At 61.3% G+C, this 19,378-nt stretch carries 12 protein-coding genes; 11 read left to right on the forward strand and 1 reads right to left on the reverse strand.

The genetic code is table 11. The annotated features are described in order from the left end of the window. Window positions 1-750, reverse strand: a complete 750-nt coding sequence (ubiE, locus tag OCW50_RS07950; protein ID WP_262297070.1) for a bifunctional demethylmenaquinone methyltransferase/2-methoxy-6-polyprenyl-1,4-benzoquinol methylase UbiE — start codon at window positions 748-750, stop codon at window positions 1-3. A 161-nt stretch (window positions 751-911) separates the two neighbouring features. Here ubiE and mutM point away from each other — a divergent pair, with 161 nt between their 5' ends. From mutM to OCW50_RS08005, 11 genes are all read left to right on the forward strand, one after another. Further along, window positions 912-1,805, forward strand: coding sequence for a bifunctional DNA-formamidopyrimidine glycosylase/DNA-(apurinic or apyrimidinic site) lyase (gene mutM, locus OCW50_RS07955; protein ID WP_262297071.1), 894 nt, complete (start codon window positions 912-914; stop codon window positions 1,803-1,805). 111 nt (window positions 1,806-1,916) lie between these two features. Beyond that, window positions 1,917-2,690: an enoyl-CoA hydratase gene (locus OCW50_RS07960; RefSeq protein ID WP_262297072.1), complete on the forward strand. Its 774-nt coding sequence runs from the start codon at window positions 1,917-1,919 to the stop codon at window positions 2,688-2,690. A 3-nt stretch (window positions 2,691-2,693) separates the two neighbouring features. Then, on the forward strand, window positions 2,694-3,497 hold the full coding sequence (locus tag OCW50_RS07965) for a TSUP family transporter (protein WP_262271392.1): 804 nt from the start codon (window positions 2,694-2,696) through the stop codon (window positions 3,495-3,497). Between the two features lie 173 nt (window positions 3,498-3,670). Continuing rightward, window positions 3,671-3,937, forward strand: a complete 267-nt coding sequence (gene rpsT / locus OCW50_RS07970; protein WP_114947025.1) for a 30S ribosomal protein S20 — start codon at window positions 3,671-3,673, stop codon at window positions 3,935-3,937. A gap of 829 nt (window positions 3,938-4,766) precedes the next feature. Further along, on the forward strand, window positions 4,767-6,218 hold the full coding sequence (gene dnaA, locus OCW50_RS07975) for a chromosomal replication initiator protein DnaA (protein ID WP_262271400.1): 1,452 nt from the start codon (window positions 4,767-4,769) through the stop codon (window positions 6,216-6,218). A gap of 158 nt (window positions 6,219-6,376) precedes the next feature. Beyond that, window positions 6,377-7,495: a DNA polymerase III subunit beta gene (gene dnaN, locus OCW50_RS07980; RefSeq protein ID WP_262297073.1), complete on the forward strand. Its 1,119-nt coding sequence runs from the start codon at window positions 6,377-6,379 to the stop codon at window positions 7,493-7,495. A 190-nt stretch (window positions 7,496-7,685) separates the two neighbouring features. After that, window positions 7,686-8,846, forward strand: a complete 1,161-nt coding sequence (gene recF, locus OCW50_RS07985; RefSeq protein WP_262297074.1) for a DNA replication/repair protein RecF — start codon at window positions 7,686-7,688, stop codon at window positions 8,844-8,846. Then, window positions 8,846-9,523, forward strand: coding sequence for a LysE family translocator (locus OCW50_RS07990; protein WP_315974405.1), 678 nt, complete (start codon window positions 8,846-8,848; stop codon window positions 9,521-9,523). The genes recF and OCW50_RS07990 overlap by 1 nt, the downstream gene beginning before the upstream one ends. A gap of 199 nt (window positions 9,524-9,722) precedes the next feature. After that, window positions 9,723-12,149 carry a DNA topoisomerase (ATP-hydrolyzing) subunit B gene (gene gyrB, locus OCW50_RS07995; protein WP_262271395.1) on the forward strand — a complete coding sequence of 809 codons (2,427 nt, stop codon included), beginning with the start codon at window positions 9,723-9,725 and terminating at the stop codon, window positions 12,147-12,149. Window positions 12,150-12,889: 740 nt separating this feature from the next. Continuing rightward, window positions 12,890-17,446 (forward strand): esterase/lipase family protein, encoded by a 4,557-nt coding sequence (locus OCW50_RS08000; RefSeq protein WP_262297075.1) that lies wholly within the window; start codon window positions 12,890-12,892, stop codon window positions 17,444-17,446. Further along, window positions 17,443-19,374: a hypothetical protein gene (locus tag OCW50_RS08005; protein WP_262297076.1), complete on the forward strand. Its 1,932-nt coding sequence runs from the start codon at window positions 17,443-17,445 to the stop codon at window positions 19,372-19,374. The genes OCW50_RS08000 and OCW50_RS08005 overlap by 4 nt, the downstream gene beginning before the upstream one ends. Window positions 19,375-19,378: the final 4 nt, after the last annotated feature.

The raw sequence follows: 19,378 nt of genomic DNA on the forward strand, positions 1-19,378 counted from the left end.
TCAGATCTTCCAGCCGGAATGAATGGCGACGACGCCCGCCGTCAGGGACCGGTGCGTCACGCGCCGGAACCCCGCTTCCTCGATCATGCGGGCGAAGGCAGCCGGGGGCGGGAAGCGGCGGATCGATTCCACCAGATATTGATAGGACTCCGCGTCCCCCGTCACCATGCCTCCGAGGCGCGGGATGACGTTGAAGGAATAGGCGTCGTAGATCCGGTCGAGGAGCGGCACGTCGACCTTCGAGAATTCGAGGCAGAGGAAGCGGCCGCCGGGCTTCAGGACCCGGTGCGCCTCGCGAAGCGCCGCATCGATGCGCGGCACGTTCCGGATGCCGAACGCGATGGTGTAGGCGTCGTAGGTCGCGGATTCGAGCGGCAGCTCCTCCGCATTGGCCTCGACGAAATCGATGCGGCCCTCGTAGCGGTGGCCGGCCCGTTCGGCCCCGACCTTGAGCATCTCGCCGTTGATGTCGAGCACGGTCACGCGGGTCTGCGGGCCGCTCTCGTCCAGGATGCGGAAGGCCACGTCGCCGGTGCCGCCGGCCACGTCGAGATGGCGGAACGGCCGGTCGCGGGGCGGGCGCAGGGTGGACACGAGGGCATCCTTCCAGACCCGGTGGAGCCCGGCCGACATGAGATCGTTCATCAGGTCGTAGCGGCTCGCCACGGAGCGGAAGACCTCGTTGACCTTGCCCTGCTTCTCGCCGAGCGGCACGGACTGGAACCCGAAATGGGTGTTCTCGTCGGTCATGACCTTCACCAAATCTCTCGTCACCTCGAGCATCGGACCCGACGGGCCACGACAGAAAAAGCCGGGCCCGGCTTTGCGCACGATGCACCAATGTCGCGATCCATAGCGGAAGCGGGGCGGGATGGCTATGTAAGAGGTCTCAAGAAGCCGAGAGATGGTTGATGCCCGAACTGCCCGAAGTCGAGACCGTTCGCCGCGGTCTGGAGCCCGCCATGGTCGGCGCCCGCTTCACCAGGGTGACCCAGCGCCGGCCCGACCTGCGCTTTCCCTTCCCGGATCGGTTCGCCGAGCGCCTGGAGGGCCAGGAGGTCACGGCCCTGGGCCGGCGGGCCAAGTACCTCCTGGCCGATCTCGCGTCCGGCGAGGTGCTGGTAATGCATCTGGGCATGTCCGGTCGGTTTCTGGTGACCCGGCACGGAGCCACCCGCATGCCGGGGGAATTCCATCACGAGCACGGCGGCCTCGGGGCCCATGACCATGTGGTGTTCCAGTTCTCCAACGGGGCGACCGTCACCTACAACGACGCCCGCCGCTTCGGCTTCATGGACCTGGTGCCCCGCTCCGCGATCGAGACGTCGAAGCACTTCGCCGGCATGGGCATCGAGCCCCTGGGCAACGAGCTCTCGGGCGAGACCATCGCGAGGCTCTTCGCGGGCAAGCGCACGCCCCTGAAGGCCGCCCTCCTCGACCAGCGCCTCATCGCGGGCCTCGGCAACATCTATGTCTGCGAGGCCCTGTTCCGCACCGGGCTCCATCCGGAGGCGGCCGCGGGATCGCTCGCGACCAAGACCGGTCAGCCGACCGACAAGGCGCACCAGCTCGCCGGCGTCATCCGCGACGTGCTGGCCGAGGCCGTGGAAGCCGGCGGTTCGACCCTGCGCGATCATGCGCAGGTGGACGGCTCGCTCGGCTATTTCCAGCACTCTTTCCGGGTCTACGACCGCGAGGGACAGGCCTGCGTGACTCCCTCCTGCACCGGAACGGTGGCCCGGCTCGTGCAGTCCGGCCGCTCGACCTTCTACTGCCCCGAGTGTCAGAAGCGCTGGCGCGCATGAGCGCGCCCACGGCTTTGCCGAAAGGAGGGGGCAGGGCTTATCGGATTTGCTCTTGCCGCATCGACCGGCCTCGCCTACCGGTGTCTCATCCAGCGATGAGGAGACGCCGGCATGGCTTTTGAGACCATTCTCGTTGAGACGCGCGGCAAGGTGGGGCTGATCACCCTCAACCGCCCCCAGGCCCTGAACGCCCTCAATACGGCTCTGCTGAACGAGGTGAACCAGGCTCTCGACGCCTTCGAGGCGGACCCGGCCGTCGGCTGCATCGTCATCACCGGCTCGGAGAAGGCCTTCGCGGCGGGCGCCGATATCAAGGAGATGGCGCAACTCACCTATCCGCACACCTACATGGCCGACTTCTTCTCCGGCTGGGAGAAGGTGTCGGGCCGCCGCAAGCCCATGATCGCCGCAGTCGCGGGCTTCGCGCTGGGCGGCGGCTGCGAGTTCGCCATGATGTGCGATTTCATCATTGCGGCGGACAACGCCAAGTTCGGCCAGCCCGAGATCAAGCTCGGCGTGATGCCGGGCATGGGCGGCACGCAGCGCCTGACCCGGCTCATCGGCAGGGCCAAGGCCATGGAGATGTGCCTGACGGGCCGGACGATGGGCGCCGAGGAGGCCGAGCGGTCCGGGCTCGTCGCCCGCGTGGTGCCGCTGGCCGATCTTCTGAACGAGGCTCTGAAGACCGCCGACACCATCGCGTCCATGTCGCTGCCCATCGCCATGATGACGAAGGAAACCATCAACCGCGCCGACGAGGTGTCGCTGTCCGAGGGCATTCGCTTCGAGCGGCGCCTGTTCCACGCCATGTTCGCGACCGCCGACCAGAAGGAAGGCATGACGGCCTTCGTCGGGAAGCGCGCAGCCGAGTTCAAGAACCAGTAGATCGTGCTCACCATCGGATTCGACGCGATCGCGGCTCTCGCCGCGGTCTCCTTCCTTGCGGGCTTCGTGGATTCCATTGCCGGAGGCGGAGGGCTCATCACCGTGCCGGCTCTTCTGCTCGCGGGCCTCGATCCCGCCCAGGCGATCGCCACCAACAAGGTCCAGGGCTCGGTCGCGGCGGCCTCCGCCACCTATACCTTCGGGCGCAAGGGGCTGATCGAATGGCGCAAGGCCTGGGGGTTCACCCTGGCGGCGTTTCTCAGCAGCATCGCGGGAGCGCTCTGCGTGCAGTTCCTGCCGCGTTCCGTGCTCGAGGGGCTGATCCCGCTGCTGCTGGTCGCGATGGCTGTCTATTTCGCGCTCTCGCGCAAGATGAAGGACGAGGACGCGCAGGCCCGGATGACGGCTCTCGCCTTCGGCCTCACGGCACCGGTCGCCATCGGCTTCTACGACGGGATCTTCGGCCCGGGAGCAGGCTCCTTCTACATGCTCGCCTTCGTGACGCTCCTCGGCTACGGGGTGGTGAAGGCGACCGCTCATACCAAGCTCGTCAATTTCGCCAGCAATTTCGGCAGCCTTCTTCTCTATGCGTCGACGGGCGCGGTGGTCTGGCCGGTCGGCATCGTCATGGCAGGCGCCTCCTTCCTGGGAGCCCAGGCGGGATCGCGGCTCGCCATGCGGCTGGGCTCCCGGATCATCCGCCCGCTCCTGGTCGTGGTGTCGGGCCTCATGGCGCTCAGGCTCCTTCTCGACCCGGCCAATCCCTGGCGCCAGGCCCTGCAGAAGGCCGTCCTGGCGCTTTTTTGACGCGCAAAGGCCCACGGACGTTGACGTTCGCGGGCATCGCGTCTATAAGCCGCCTCACATGAGCCCGCGCGTCCCGCGGGCTCTTCGGTTTCCATGCAATCAACCGATCGCTGCCGGAGTTCTCGATGGGCTCGAGCTTGGCGCATCGGGATTTTAAAGAACGAGGATGGGCCATGGCCAACACCGTGTCCGCCAAGAAGATGACCCGCAAGATCGCGAAGCGCACCGCGATCAACAAGTCGCGTCGCAGCCGGATGCGGACCTTCGTCCGCAAGGTCGAAGAGGCGATCGCCGCCGGCAACCAGACCGAGGCCGTGGCCGCTCTGCGCGCCGCCGAGCCGGAGATGATGCGCGCCGCCCAGAAGGGCATCGTGCACAAGAACACCGCGTCCCGGAAGGTCTCGCGCCTGGCGAGCCGCATCAAGACGCTGAGCGCCTAAGAAGCAGCCTCCACCGCTGACTTCCATCATCGATCAGACCCGGCCTCGCGGCCGGGTTTTTTCGTCTCTGAGCCCCGATTCCGCGGTCAAATTTTATCCACACCGCAGCTTGACTTTATCCCCGCCTGACAGGGTGAAAGCTCCACAGAGCAAATTCAAACTGCACATAAAACATCCAGTGACATCAAGAGCTTAGCAGGCAAAGCATCGCGAAGCATCAGAATCACCTCCCGAGTCGCGGCGAATCGGTTCTGAATCAAGGTTGCGCAAAGACTCTTTTTTCAGGCTCGGGACAGGCTGTGGTGGAACAGTGAATCAGTTGAAGAGTCAGGACTTTAAAGCCCAGATTCAAAAGCTGTGGACGAGGCTGTGAACGCAACAAAGGGCTTGCAGCCCCCCGTGACTCGACTCGGCCGTATTGCACCCCGTCCCGCACCCTGTGTAAGGTCAATTCGCTTCAACGGCTCGCCGTGAAGTCATTCACTCAAAGCTCGAACTAAAGACACCATGTGCGGGGATCAGTCGTTGTTTCATTCTCTCCAGAAGCAAGCGAAGGCTCATCCTTTACCGAGAGGTAAACTTGATAGACCTTGAGTGAAGACGAAGGAGACGGCAGTCAGCGACCGTCTCCACTTAAAAGCGTTCAAATAATCTTTAGTACAATTGGGGGCGCCGCGTTTTGGATAACCTGTGAGGCCTTTGTGCCTCGGTGTTCGAAACGGGTCATGCGTGGGGGTTTCCGACCTTAAAGGAGGCGGAACCTCGTGGAGGAACATTGATGTATCGCAGCGAAGATCACCGCACCTTTGCCGCTCCCAGCGAGAACGGCATGGAGTCCCCGGGCGAGCAGACGGCATCGGATGTGTGGACGCGCGTCAAGCGCCGTCTCCGGGCCGAACTGGGGGAGGATATCTTCGCGAGCTGGTTCGGACGCCTGGAGCTGGATTCGGTGATCGAGGGCTGCGCCTATCTCACCGTTCCCACCCGCTTCCTGAAAAGCTGGATCGAGTCCCACTATGCAGACCGGGTGCTGGCGGTCTACCGCTCCGAGGCCGGCGACGTGGAGCGCGTCTCCATCGGCGTGCGCAACACGCTCGGACGCGATCCCGCGGCCCAGCGCCGGGTCACCGAAGCCCCACGCCCGGCTCCGACCGCCTCCATGGCGATGCCGAGCCTGGCCGGGGAGATCAAATCCCCCTCGGCGGCCGCTCCCCAGGAGGAGCGGGGCGAGAACGGCGACCTCGGCGGGGCTCCGCTCGATTCCCGCCTCACCTTTGAGAGCTTCATCGTCGGCCGCTCCAACGCGCTCGCTCATGCGGCCGCGGACCGGGTGGCGCACGCGCAGAACGGTCAGGCCATCTACAACCCGCTTTATCTTCATGCGGGCGTAGGCCTCGGCAAGACGCATCTCCTCCATGCCATCGGCCATGAGGTGCGGGCGCAGGGCCGCCGCGTCATCTATCTGACGGCCGACCGCTTCATGTACGGCTTCGTCGCCTCCCTGAAGGCGCAGACGTCCCTGGCCTTCAAGGAACGCCTTCGCGGCATTGACCTGCTCATCATCGACGACGTGCAGTTCATCCAAGGAAAGCAGATCCAGCAGGAATTCGGGCACACGCTGAACGCCCTCATCGATGCGGGCCGCCAGATCGTGATCGCCGCCGACCGGCCGCCGGCGGATCTCGAAAACCTCGACGAGCGCGTGCGCTCGCGCCTCGCAGGCGGCCTCGTGGTGGAGGTCAGCGCCCTCGACGAGGCACTGCGCACCTCCATCCTCACCACCCGGGTCGACGCCCTGAAGACAATCCATCCCACCTTCGAGGTGGGCCCGAACGTGATCGCCTACGTGGCCCGCGCCATCACGGCGAACGGACGCGACCTCGAAGGCGCCGTGAACCGCCTGCTCGCCCACGCGACTCTCACCGGCTCCGCCATCACGCTGGAGACCGCCGAGACCGCGATCCGAGACCTGGTGCGCAACCGGGAACCCAAGCGGGTAAAGATCGAGGACATCCAGAAGCTGGTGGCCTCCCGCTACAACGTCTCCCGCTCCGACATCCTCTCGGAGCGCCGCACCGCCGCCGTGGTGCGGCCGCGCCAGATCGCCATGTACCTGTCCAAGGTGCTGACGCTGCGGTCTCTGCCCGAGATCGGCCGCCGCTTCGGAGGGCGCGACCACACCACCGTGCTCCATGCGGTGCGCAAGATCGAGAAGGCCCTGGGCGAAGACCACGCCCTCTCGGACGAGGTCGAGCTCCTCAAGCGGATGCTGCAGGAATAGGCCTTCGGATCCGGCCGCCGCGGGCGGACAGGGCCGGGCATCGCCCGGCCTTGCTTTCTCAGGCGACAAACGCCAACATTGCTGCCCTGCTTGTCCCGTCCGAAGCTCGTCCTTCGCGGGCACGAGCCAAGAATTTCACCGAAACCAGGTGCTAGGTTATGAGAGTTACCGTTGAGCGCGCCGCTCTGCTGAAGGCGCTGGGGCATGTGCACCGCGTCGTCGAGCGCCGCAACACCATTCCGATCCTGTCCAACGTCCTCCTGCGCGCGGACGAGGGATCGCTCCGCCTCAAGGCCACCGACCTCGACATCGAGGTCACGGAGACGATCCCGGCCGAGATCACGGAAGCCGGCTCGACCACGGTGCCGGCCTACATGATCTACGACATCGTGCGCAAGCTCTCCGACGGCGCCCAGGTCTCGCTCGAAATGACCCCCGATATGGGCCAGATGCAGATCCGCTCCGGCCGCTCGCGCTTCATGCTGCAGGCGCTGCCGGAAAGCGATTTTCCGGATCTCGCCGCCGGCGACCTGCCGCACCGCTTCACGCTGGCCGCCGCCGATCTCAAGCGCCTGATCGAGAAGACGCAGTTCGCGATCTCCACCGAGGAGACGCGCTACTATCTCAACGGAATCTATCTCCACACCCTGGATGCGGGCGGCGCCATTGTCATGCGGGCTGTCGCTACGGACGGCCATCGCCTCGCCCGGGTCGAGATCCCGGCCCCTACGGGTTCGGAAGGCATGCCCGGCGTGATCGTGCCCCGCAAGGCCGTGGCCGAGATCGTCAAGCTCGTGGAGGACGGCTCCGAGACCATCACGGTCGAGTTGTCCTCCGCCAAGGTGCGGCTGACCTTCGACGGCGTGGTGCTGACCTCCAAGCTCATCGACGGCACCTTCCCCGACTACCAGCGCGTCATTCCCGCCGGCAACGACAAGGTGCTCGTGGTCGAGCGCGCCGATTTCTCCAAGGCCGTCGACCGCGTCTCCACCATCTCGTCCGAGCGCGGCCGCGCGGTGAAGCTCGCGCTCAACGACGGGCGCCTGACGCTCACGGTCAACAACCCGGATTCGGGCAGCGCCACGGAGGAGATCGAGGTCGATTATGATGCGACCCCGATCGATATCGGCTTCAACGCCCGCTATCTCCTCGATATCACGGCCCAGCTCGACGGCGACACCGCCCTGTTCAAGCTGGCGGATCCCGGCTCGCCGACCATCGTCCAGGACCGGGAAGGCGCATCGGCGCTCTACGTCCTGATGCCGATGCGCGTCTGATCGGCCCATGTCCAATCCGGGGCTGCAAGGCAGAACCCCGGATCGTACACAGGACGAAGCCCCCGTCATCGCCGGCCATGTGCCGGCGATCTCGGACAAGAGGAGCTTGTCCTGCATGCAGCCCGCCATGATCCCGAACCGCTTCGGCGGCGCTTGATCTTTCGCGTCCGCTCCTGAATGAAGGGGGCGCATGTCCTCCTCGCCCGTTGCCGCCTCCCGAATCGCCCGCCTGATCCTCCAGGATTTCCGCACCTATGCGAGCCTGGATCTCACCGTCTCGCGCCCGCTCGTGGCGCTCGTGGGCGAGAATGGTGCCGGAAAGACCAACGTGCTCGAGGCGATCTCGCTCTTCATGCCCGGGCGGGGCCTGCGGCGCGCCGAGCTCGGCGAGATGGCGCGGAACGAGGGGCCGGGCTCGTTCGCCGTTTCCGTGACCCTCGACGCGCCCTATGGCGAGCATCGCCTCGGCACGGGAGTGGAACCTCAGCATGAAGGCTCCCGTGCGTCGCGGGTCTGCCGCATCGACGGCATGCCCGCCTCCTCGCCGACGGCCTTCGCCGAGTATCTGCGCATCGTCTGGCTCACGCCCGACCTCGATGCCCTGTTCCGCGGACCCGCCGGTGACCGTCGGCGCTTCCTCGATCGTCTCGTGCTCGCGGTCGACGCGGAGCACGGGACGCGGGTGAATGCCCTGGAGCGGGCGCTCCGCTCCCGCAACCGGGTGCTCGAGGACAATCCGGACGACCGCCTGTGGCTCGACGCGCTCGAACGCGAGGTGGCGGAACTCGCCATCGCGGTCGTCGCCGCCCGCCGCGAAACCGTGGAGCGGCTGGCGAGCCTCATCCTCGAAACCCGCGAGGAGGAATCCCCTTTCCCCTTCGCCACGATGGGTCTGGAGGGCGAACTCGATGCGCTCGTGGCCACCCTGCCGGCGGTCGATGCCGAGGACCGCTACCGGGCGATCCTGCGGGACCACCGGCACCGCGACCGGGCAGCCGGGCGCACCCTCGTCGGGCCTCAGGCCTCGGATCTGCTCGTGCGCCATGGGCCCAAGGACATTCCGGCCAACACGGCGTCCACGGGCGAGCAGAAGGCGCTGCTGATCGGGCTCGTGCTCGCCCATGCCCGGCTCGTCGCGAGCATGAGCGGAATCGCCCCCTTCGTGCTACTCGACGAGGTCGCGGCCCATCTCGATCCCCGCCGCCGGGCGGGTCTCTACGACGCGCTCGAATCCCTCGGCGGGCAGGTCTGGATGACGGGAGCGGATCCTGGCCTGTTCGCCGGGCTGCAGGGCCGGGCCGATCTGCTGCAGGTGTCAGCCGGCGTGATCGAACCCATCACAACTCCTTGATGGCCTTCGAGGCCGCCTGGCCTTATGCTGGCGGCAACATTGTCTCTCCGGGCGTCACGACCATGGACCTTGCAGGCCTGCTGCTCTTCTCCTCCGCCCTCTTCATCGCTGCCGCGTCGCCGGGCCCCGGGGTCGCGGCCATCGTCGGACGTGTCCTCGGCCGCGGGCCCAAGGAGACCGTGGCCTTCAGCATCGGCGTGGCCCTCGGCGACGTGGTCTGGCTGACCTGCGCGATCCTCGGGCTCGCGGCCCTGGCCCAGGCCTTCCACGAGGTGTTCCTGGTCATCAAATATGCCGGCGCCGCCTATCTGCTCTACATCGCCTACAAGATCTGGACGGCCCCGGCGCTCGCCAAGGACGTTCGGGCGGACAGGCGGGCCGAGCACCCGGCCAAGCTCCTCCTCGGCGGGCTTGCGCTCACCCTGGGCAACCCGAAGACGATCGTCTTCTACCTCGCGCTCCTGCCCACGATCCTCGATCTCACCCGGATCTCGCTGCTGGGCTATGCCGAACTGGTGGCCGCGACCCTGACCGTGCTGGGCGTGGTCTTCGCCGGCTATATCGTGCTCGCCGCCCGGGCCCGGCAGCTCTTCACCACGCCGCGGGCGGTCCGGATCCTCAACCGCACCACGGGCGCCCTGCTGGCCGGGGCGGCGGCCGCCGTTGCGTCACGGTGAAGGTCCCCGCGGCCTGAGGCCATGGACCGCTCCTGAAACGGCCCGATTCGGCGGTTTTTGGTGGATTTTTCCGCCCCGTGACGCGCGCGCGTAGGCCCATGGGGGTGAAATTTCAACCATTCATCCCTAAATAACTGATCTGACGAATCAAAACCCGGGCGCGCCTGCCCCTTTTTCCGCGCGTCTTGAAGGATCCCAAATGGCCGAACCTGCTATCAACGTGAATGCCGACGCCTATGGCGCGGAATCGATCAAGGTGCTCAAGGGCCTTGATGCGGTGCGCAAGCGGCCGGGCATGTATATCGGCGATACCGATGACGGCTCGGGCCTGCACCACATGGTCTACGAGGTGGTGGACAACGCCATCGACGAGGCGCTCGCCGGTCACGCAACGGAAGTCACCGTCACGCTCAATGCGGACGGCTCGGTGACCGTCACCGACAATGGCCGCGGCATCCCCACCGACATCCATCCGGGCGAAGGCGTCTCGGCCGCCGAGGTCATCATGACCCAGCTCCATGCGGGCGGTAAGTTCGACCAGAATTCCTACAAGGTCTCGGGCGGTCTGCACGGGGTGGGCGTGTCGGTGGTGAACGCCCTCTCGACCTCGCTGAAGCTGCGCATCTACCGCAGCGGCAAGGAACACTTCATGGAGTTCCGCCACGGCGACGCGGTGGCGCCGCTCGCCGTCGTGGGCGATGCGCCGAACAAGCGCGGGACGGAAGTGACCTTCACGCCGAGCCCTGAGACCTTCACCATGGTGGAGTTCGATTACGCGACCCTCGAGCACCGCCTGCGCGAGCTGGCCTTCCTCAATTCGGGCGTGCGCATCATCCTCACCGACAAGCGCCATGCGGAGCACAAGCGCGAGGAGCTGATGTACGAGGGCGGCGTCGAGGCCTTCGTGCGCTATCTCGACCGCGCCAAGACCCCGCTGATCCAGCAGCCGGTCATGATCCGCTCCGAGAAGGACGGCATCGGCGTCGAAGTGGCCCTGTGGTGGAACGACTCGTACCACGAGAACGTGCTCTGCTTCACCAACAACATCCCGCAGCGCGATGGCGGCACGCACCTGGCGGGCTTCCGGGCGGCGCTGACGCGCCAGGTGAACGGCTATGCGGAATCCTCCGGCCTCACGAAGAAGGAGAAGGTCTCCCTGACCGGTGACGACTGCCGCGAAGGCCTTACCGCCGTCGTGTCCGTGAAGGTGCCCGATCCCAAATTCTCGTCGCAGACGAAGGACAAGCTCGTCTCGTCCGAGGTGCGCCCTGCCGTCGAGAACGTCATGAACGAGGCGCTCAACAACTGGCTCGAGGAGCACCCGCAAGAGGCCCGCACCCTCGTGGGCAAGGTGGTGGAAGCCGCCGCCGCCCGCGAGGCCGCCCGCAAGGCGCGCGAGCTCACCCGCCGCAAGGGTGCGCTCGACATCGCGTCGCTGCCGGGCAAGCTCGCCGATTGCCAGGAGCGTGATCCGTCCAAGTGCGAATTGCTCCTCGTGGAGGGCGATTCCGCCGGCGGCTCCGCCAAGCAGGGCCGCGACCGCGCCTTCCAGGCGGTTCTTCCCCTGCGCGGCAAGATCCTTAACGTGGAACGTGCGCGCTTCGACAAGATGCTGTCCAGCCAGGAGATCGGCACGCTGATCACCGCCCTCGGCACGGGCATCGGCCGCGAGGAGTTCAACCTCGACAAGCTGCGCTACCATCGCATCATCATCATGACCGATGCGGACGTGGACGGCTCGCACATCCGCACCCTGCTGCTCACGTTCTTCTTCCGGCAGATGCCGGACCTGATCGAGCGCGGACACCTCTACATCGCCCAGCCGCCGCTCTACAAGGCGACCCGCGGCAAGTCCTCGATCTACCTGAAGGACGAGCGCGCCCTGGAAGACTACCTCATCGGCGAAGGCGTCGAGAGCGCCGCGCTGCAGCTCGAAACCGGCGTCTCGTTCCAGGGCGATCAGCTGAAGGGCCTCATCGACGAGGCCCGCCTCGTGCGACAGGTGCTCAACAGCCTGCACACGCGCTACGACCGCAAGGTGGTCGAGCAGGCGGCGATCGCCGGGGCGCTTCGCCCCGATGTGGTGGACGATCCGCAGAAGGGACCTGCCGCTGCGGCCTACATCGCCCAGCGTCTGGACGCGATCTCGGAAGAACTCGAACGCGGCTGGACCGGCGAGGTGCATGAGGGCGGCTATGTGTTCTCCCGCACCGTGCGCGGCGTGAAGCAGACCGCGACCCTCGATCAGGCCCTCATCGCCAGCCAGGAAGCCAAGAAGCTCGACGAGCGCGCCACGACCCTGCAGGACGTCTACGCCAAGCCGGCGAGGCTCGTGCGCAAGAACGACGAGATGCAGATCGACGGCCCGCTCTCGCTGTTCCAGTCGGTGCTGTCCGCCGGCCGCAAGGGCCTGCAGCTCCAGCGCTACAAAGGCCTTGGCGAGATGACCGCCCAGCAGCTCTGGGAGACGACGCTCGACCGCGACGTGCGCTCGCTGCTGCAGGTCAAGGTGAAGGACACCACCGACGCGGACGACCTGTTCGTCAAGCTCATGGGCGACGTGGTCGAGCCGCGTCGCGAGTTCATCCAGGAAAACGCCCTCTCGGTGGCGAACCTGGACGTCTGATCGCGTCCTGTTGTGTTCCGGAAACCAATTAGACCCCAAAAGAAACCAGTTAGGGTTCGTTTGAGAACTGATTAAGCTGGTTTTTGGACCATTAGCCAAATAAGGCGAAGTTTCCAGAAATCTCCCGAAAAGGTCTGGCATCAAGCAAATAGCACGGGATTTGAATTGCCACGGTGCGCCCTCTAAAGGCGCGCCGTTCTGTTATTCAAGGGAAGAGTTAGGCACGGATCTCACCGCGGAGACAGTCGCTCAACAGCGACGGCTTCACACCAATGCGCCTAAACGCTATTACATGTTACTGAGCCGACTTGGGTGCAGTTGAGAGATAAGGCGGTCATGGATGGGGCCGGCTATCCGGCCAAGCTCTGGCACAGTTCAAGATCACCCAAGCCGTCTCAATAATTATGCAGCTTCTCAGGAGGGCTACGAACCTATCGTCGTTCCTAGAGCAACGGCGGTTCTGACAGAGCCAGTGCGATGACACTATCTCTTTGTCCCAGAAGCACTTCCCATCGCGAATCGTTATCCAATGCTGGGCGCGTTGCTCTAGCGACATAGTTGATCCTGCCGACAACCCAATTTTGCGCAGTGCTTTGCACGATTCCCAACAAACTACATTCCACGAATGGATAAAGTAACCGCAATGCGCTAATGCCAATCACTGTGCCGATTACGATTGGGAGCGTATCCTGGCTCATCTCATCCCAAAGACTACAAACTTTGACGACGTGCATACGCACGTGCTGTTTTTGCATGGGCTGCGCGGCAAGATCGAAGAAACTTGGATGACGTCCGGCCGCAACCCGGAGTTATGGGCCACTTGGCTTCAGTCCGACCGAAACGGAGTTGCCGTATGGATGGTCGGATATGATGCGCCAGCAACGAGATGGGGCGGCACCGCAATGCATCTCGCAGATCGGGCCGATAACATCCTCGCCCGTCTCTTGGCCGAACCCGCGCTCCGAGTTGGAAACATTATGTTCGTGGCGCACAGCTTGGGTGGCTTGGTTGTCAAACAAATCCTGCGCAATGCAGAGCGCAGATCCAAGAACGAACCGGATGTTGAGCAATTTCTGCATCGTGTCCGGCGCGTGGCATTCCTTGGTACGCCACACTCCGGAGCGGACTTAGCCGGGGTCGCGAATCTTCTGAAACTGATTGTTCGCCCATCGGCGGCAACCTTAGGCCTAAAGCGCAACGATCCCGCTTTGCGGGACCTTAACCTCTGGTACCGTGCCTACGTGCGCAAAAACGCACTCGATAGTTTAGTTCTTTTCGAGACGAGGCGAATGGGACTCTTTGGCACAGTAGTAAAGGCAGATAGTTCTGATCCTGGCTTGCCAAGCGATCCCATACCTGTCGATTGCGATCACGATGCCCTTACTAGGCCCAAGGATCGTGGGTCCGATGTCTATATACATATCCGAGACTTCGTCTCGCGGCCATTGGCTGGGGAACACCGTGACATGGTGGTGGAGGCGCAGCTTCGTGCACTGACTAATGAGACACGTGTACAAGGCGAGCAATTTGCCAGGTCCCTCGAGACCATGGCTCATGCACTAGGCTCTCAGGCAGAAGCTCTGTCCCGCGCTGGAGCAATAGCGCCGCAGCCAATTGGCATCATTGATACAGAAGCGCAAAAGCGGCTCGAGAGACTGCTTAAATCTCGGTTCTACGGCGAATTTAATTCATCTGAAGAAGCGGATAGGCTTGCTAACGCTGTATTAGGTGGTGAACTGTCCTCCCTCGCTCCAGATCGCAAGGTCGAAATCCTTAGCTGGTGCGCACGTATCCTTGCCTTCAAATCGATGGAGAAGGCCGGAGATTATTTAGAGCACGCCCGCATCCTTGGAAGTTCTGCGCAGCTAAACATAGCTGAGGCTATACTCTTATCCACGATGGACGAGAGTAGAGCCCTTGAGCGCTTGGCTTGCTTCGACATGCCAGAGGCTCGAACCGGCGGGTTGGTTATACTAATAAATAAGCACGGATCAAAAAGGGCCTTGGCATGGCTGGCGGGGGCAAACATCCCAATACGGGACTTGGATTCCGAGGGAAAATTCTTTGTCATCCACAGTCAGCTGGAAAATGAGGATTGGGAAGCTGCGCTGACAGCAGCTAGCACGCTCTCGGACGCAGATTACGAGCGTACACCAATCTTACTGCACGTGGCCGCAAGTGCCCATTTAGTTCAAGCCGTGCCAGAAGAGCTTAGGGCTTTATCTCTCCAACAGTTGCCCTTCGATGCTCGATCGTTTCCACTATCCGCTGAAGTGAACGCACTTGATCGTCGCCGCGAGGCAAGGGATTTATACTCGAAGTCTGCGGAGGCGGCTCGATCCCTAGGATTGGAGTACTTCGCGAAGGGCGCTGAGGATACAGCACTTTGGCTAGGACTGCGCGATCCTGAAATGCAGCTAGCAGCGCGATCAGAGCTCGAGATTAGCATGCGTTCTGTAGCTGACTCACTTCGGCGCCTGCCTCTCGCTTTGCAGTTTGACGTTAAGGTCGATCTTGGTGCGGTCGAACGAGAGATAGATCGCCAGACGATTCTCTCTGCTGGAACATCAATCGATGCAGCCGTCGCTCGTCTCGCCTTGGCTTTTACTCAAAAGAACCCTGCTGGAGTGGCAGACTATATCGCCCATCATCGAGATCAACTAGAGCGTCATATCAGGGGAATCGACCTCTTGGAGGTTGATATGCTCGTACAGTCTGGTCAGAGGCAACGGGCTGAGCAGCGTCTCGACGAACTAACAAGGGCAGGTCTCTCGCACGCGCGAGATACGGCGCTTCGTCGAATAATTGCAGAGTCTACATCTAGCGATCTGGTGGAACAGCGCGAAGCGGAATTCGTACGCTCTGGGTTGATTGGAGATCTAGTCAAACTCGTGGATGCGCTGGAGGAGCGCAAAGATTGGCACCGGCTTAGCGAGTTTGCACAACTACTTTTTGAAAGAACACAGGATCTATCAGACGCAATACGTGTCTCTAGAGCTCTCTACGAAGACGGCCAGTATGATCAGCTAATTGAATTTACTACCCGGCACAACAATCTTATTACTCAGTCTGAGGTGTTGCAAACCTTCCGGTGTTGGTCGTTGTACCAGAGTGGCGCATTAGTCGATGCATATGAACTACTGAAGGACCTTCGTTCTAAGCGTGATGATCCTAGCGATCGCCAGATGTTGGTCAGCATCGCCATTGCGTCAGGGAATTGGGAGGCATTACTCGCCTTCGTCGAAGAGGAGTGGAATCACCGGGAAACTCGGAGTGCAGAGGAACTTGTGCGGGCTGCACAGCTAGCCAAGGCACTGCGATCCTTGCGGCTGAAGGATCTTCTGTACGAGGCCGCTAGGAAGGGAGCAGATGACCCAGCGGTATTAGTTGGATGCTACTCTATCGCCATAGAAGCAGGAGTCGACGAAACAGCTGATATTGCAAGCTGGATCCAAACTGCGGCGAAATTCTCAGGCGAGAATGGACCCGTTCGCCAAGTGTCATTGCGAGATATGCTCGACATGAATCCCGGCTGGGAGAAACACGAACGCGAGACGTGGACAAAACTCGAAGCAGGCGAACTTCCACTGTTCGCGGCAGCGAAACTTCTTAATCGCACTCTCGTAAGCCTCGTCCTCCAGCCAGCTCTGGCAAACCGCATTGAGCCCGATCCGCGCAGGCGATCTCTTATTTATGCAAGGAGCGGAGCAAGGCCTGTCTCCTCCTCTACCGAAGGCAAAGTAGTCGCGATCGATCCGACATCGCTTTTAACATTGGGAGCATTAGAGCTTCTAGATCCGGTCGAGCAACAATTCGACTGTATAGTAATCGCCCACTCGACTCTGGGCTGGCTCTTTGAGGAACAACAGCGAATTGCGTTTCATCAACCCAGCCGAATTCGCGATGCGCAGGAACTAAAGCAATTCATAGGTGATGATGCAATAAGCGTACTCGAGCCGTCAGTTGCCCCAGACGTGGTTTTAGCGAACGATGTCGGAGACGATCTCGCCACGCTCCTAGCCGAAGCCCAAGTGGATAGGGGTGCGGACGCCAGGCAGTGGATCGTGGTTCGACCGGCACCGGTTCACCGTATGGGCTCGCTGATGGAGGAGGAAGCAGATCTCTCTCAATATCGTACCAGCCTTTGCGGCTGTCGCGAGGTTGTGGAGAAGCTACGGTCGACGGGCGCAATAACCGCAGCCGAGGAGCGCAAGGCACTCTCCTATCTTGCGCTCCAGGAAAAACCGTGGCCACACCGGCCCGTCATTGAGGACGGGGCTGTCCTATTAATGGATGATCTTGCCGTCACCTATCTCCAACATCTCGGTCTACTGGGAAAGGTTCGCTCGGCTGGTCTGCGCGCCATAGTTTCGAATAAGATTAACGCAGAAGCAGATCAGCTGATTCGATATGCAGCGAATATAGGTCAAGTAAGCGAGGTACTCGGGAGGCTGAGACGTTGGTTATCCGAGGGGATCAGGAGCGGTAAAGTTCGAGTAGGTCCCCGGCCGCGGGAGGTGGATGGCGACGAAGAGGAAGTTCGGATGCATCCCAGCGTCGGAATAGTCGACCTTATGAAGATCAGTGACTCGGCCATTATCAATGACCGCTATTTCAACCAGCATCCCGTCATAAATGCTGACGTCGGAATGAAGCCTCTGTACTCGGTTGTCGAACTGGTCGAATCCTTGCACCTAACTGGCCGCACAAGCGAAGCAGAACTCTTGGAGCATCGCACTACGATGCGTCGTTTCGGGTTTGTATTCATTCCCGTCGACGCTGGTGAAATTCAAACATATCTCTCTGTCAGTGATGTGGCTGGCGGAAACATAGTTGAGAGTGCGGAACTACGTGCAATCCGCGAGAACATACTACGCGTTAGAATGACAGACACGCTACAAATACCCACAGAATGGGAATGGCTTAACAACACGCTCGACGCTCTTCTGCTAGCAATCAAGTCACAGTGGTGCGAGGGCTCAGACGAGGAAGTATCAAGAGCAAGATCGAATTGGCTTTGGGCCGCCATTGATGCGCGCGGCTGGAGCCATCGAGATCCATCTCCAGATGAAAGCATTGTCACGACAAAATTCCATGGTCAACTCCTGTCGCTATTAGATGCACCTGACAATGTACCACCTCAAGTAAAGGAAGCTTACTGGCAGTGGTTGACGGATGTTGTGCTTTCCCCTTTGAACGAGGAAGAACCACAAGTTTTCGAGCATCTATTAGCTGAACTGAAAGCGCTCATTGATGCCGCAGTTGAAGAGCATGCGCGAGGAGCCGGAGAGAAATGAGAGAGACGTTGTCTCAATCGCAAGTCGCCGAGATCATGTTGTCTCTGGTGCCTCCGCCGGTACAGGCCGCGCTCCTCAACGACTTGGAATTCCTCACACGCTATGGCTTAGCAACAGAGGCAACTGTTACTTTCGGCGGATCTCCGCCATTCTCTCGTTCATTGCTATTCCAAGCAATTAGGGAGGCCTTTGGGGCAGATACATCTAGCTCTAAAATTGCTGCTGAAGATGGCTCAGTTTGGCATCTGTCCGTGCACGATAAGGACGGACAACGAGTGTTGCGATTTTCTGCCGGAGAACACGGTTTCATAGCGTCACAGTTCTGGCCGCTCTCACCATCCCGGGAAGATCGTATGATCGGCTTCAACAGGGAAGCTGAAGCAATTGGGCTCACAGACAGTGCGGCAGAACATTGGCGCGCTAAGCTCTCAAGCAGCGCAGTAAGCGACGATGAATTCGACAAACTGCAATCGGAATTCAACAACACCCCGGTTCGGTCTGTATTGCGCATAGAAGCAGAACTTCGCGCCCGCTCGGTCAATATTAGTTCGTTGGTGCCCATTGAGCTTCGCTACTACGAGCGGTTGGTTGGCGCGTGTGAGCCAGACATGACGTTGAGTGCGTTCGTAGCATCAATGGAAGCGGAACATCTTAGTTCTCTGATGCGCTGGCGCAGAATTGAAGTCCTTAGGTCCGGCTTGCTTTTGTCCTGGCACTCGTCCCTTGTAGGTAAGTTTCCAACCTTCGATCTGGCGGAGGAGGATATCCAGTATCTATATGCGTGGCTCCTACAAAAAGGTGATTTAGTCTCGTGTCTTGGCGCGATTGAATTCAGCCTAGCCCACCTTGATCGTTTTCCACGGATAGAGTCTAAATTGCCAGAACTCATTGATAAACTTTGGCGAGAAGCTGATGATAATGAGAGCGGCCGCTTCAATCTTTTATCGTGTCTATGCTGTTTAGTCTTAGGTGAAATGGCCCGCAGAGGAATCGGGAGGGATCGGCCTCCATTTTGGCGCAGACTAGCGGCATTTGCACAAGCGTCTTTGATCGAGCGAGCTGTTATTGCGACCGGACTAGACATAAGTTCGTTTGCAGAGTGGGCTCTTAAGGCACGAGGCCAAATTTTCTATCTGCAGACGATGGTGGACCTACGAAGAGAGCCCCGCTGGCTGCCCGACTTTATTTCTTCCGACCAACTAAAAGCAGAGTTTCTCGGACGCATCAGCGCTGTAGCCCGTCGCAACGAATTCAAGATCACCGACCCGATGCTACGGGAGCGCCTCTTAGGCGACAGTGGGCTTCAGCGCGACGTACAGTTCCCGTTTTCTTACCTTCCGGGACCGATGGAGGGAGGCACGGAGGCGGTTGCAGAGCTACCGCATGACTTAGTAGAGACGCTGGAACAGCAACTCTCGTCAGATGTTCTGGGACCGAACTCATTTGCTCCGCTTCTGAACTCGACACTGCTGTATCGGATAACGCCGGATCATGCACAGCTGGCGGCGGATGCTCTTCGTCGCGTAAAGTATCAGATAATGCAGATTGGTGATGAACGGACGCTATTCTCGTTGTTGAGTGGGCTCGCAACTGTTGGAGCAGTCACAAGAAGCCAACAGTTAGCTGATGAAGTTCGGGTTCTCGCAAGAGTGATCAGGCGGCGGTCGGGCCCGAAGTTGCCTCGCGACAATGAATTGCGAGTAGCGCTTATAGCGGCTGCGAGCTACTTGGACGCGGGAGAGTGGGCTTGTTTCCTGGGTGATTGGTTGACTGAAATGGCACAGGAACCGTTAACAGCAACTATGGCAACTAGCCTCTACGCCCACATTCGCCATCTTCAGAATATCGAGCCGATACTTCGGAGATCGTGTGCAAAGGCTGACGCGGCTCTGCTAGCCACAGCTAATCAGCTCAATAGCAACATGTAACCCC

Source organism: Microvirga sesbaniae, assembly GCF_025460805.1.
Classification (GTDB): domain Bacteria; phylum Pseudomonadota; class Alphaproteobacteria; order Rhizobiales; family Beijerinckiaceae; genus Microvirga; species Microvirga sesbaniae.

Excerpts from the sequence above, each read along its gene's own strand:
- gyrB (WP_262271395.1), top strand. The coding sequence starts at position 9,723 with ATGGCCGAACCTGCTATCAACGTGAATGCCGACGCCTATGGCGCGGAA.
- ubiE (WP_262297070.1), bottom strand. The coding sequence starts at position 750 with ATGACCGACGAGAACACCCATTTCGGGTTCCAGTCCGTGCCGCTCGGC.
- OCW50_RS07960 (WP_262297072.1), top strand. The coding sequence starts at position 1,917 with ATGGCTTTTGAGACCATTCTCGTTGAGACGCGCGGCAAGGTGGGGCTG.
- OCW50_RS07990 (WP_315974405.1), top strand. The coding sequence starts at position 8,846 with ATGGCCTTCGAGGCCGCCTGGCCTTATGCTGGCGGCAACATTGTCTCT.
- dnaN (WP_262297073.1), top strand. The coding sequence starts at position 6,377 with ATGAGAGTTACCGTTGAGCGCGCCGCTCTGCTGAAGGCGCTGGGGCAT.
- OCW50_RS08005 (WP_262297076.1), top strand. The coding sequence starts at position 17,443 with ATGAGAGAGACGTTGTCTCAATCGCAAGTCGCCGAGATCATGTTGTCT.
- recF (WP_262297074.1), top strand. The coding sequence starts at position 7,686 with ATGTCCTCCTCGCCCGTTGCCGCCTCCCGAATCGCCCGCCTGATCCTC.
- dnaA (WP_262271400.1), top strand. The coding sequence starts at position 4,767 with ATGGAGTCCCCGGGCGAGCAGACGGCATCGGATGTGTGGACGCGCGTC.
- rpsT (WP_114947025.1), top strand. The coding sequence starts at position 3,671 with ATGGCCAACACCGTGTCCGCCAAGAAGATGACCCGCAAGATCGCGAAG.
- mutM (WP_262297071.1), top strand. The coding sequence starts at position 912 with ATGCCCGAACTGCCCGAAGTCGAGACCGTTCGCCGCGGTCTGGAGCCC.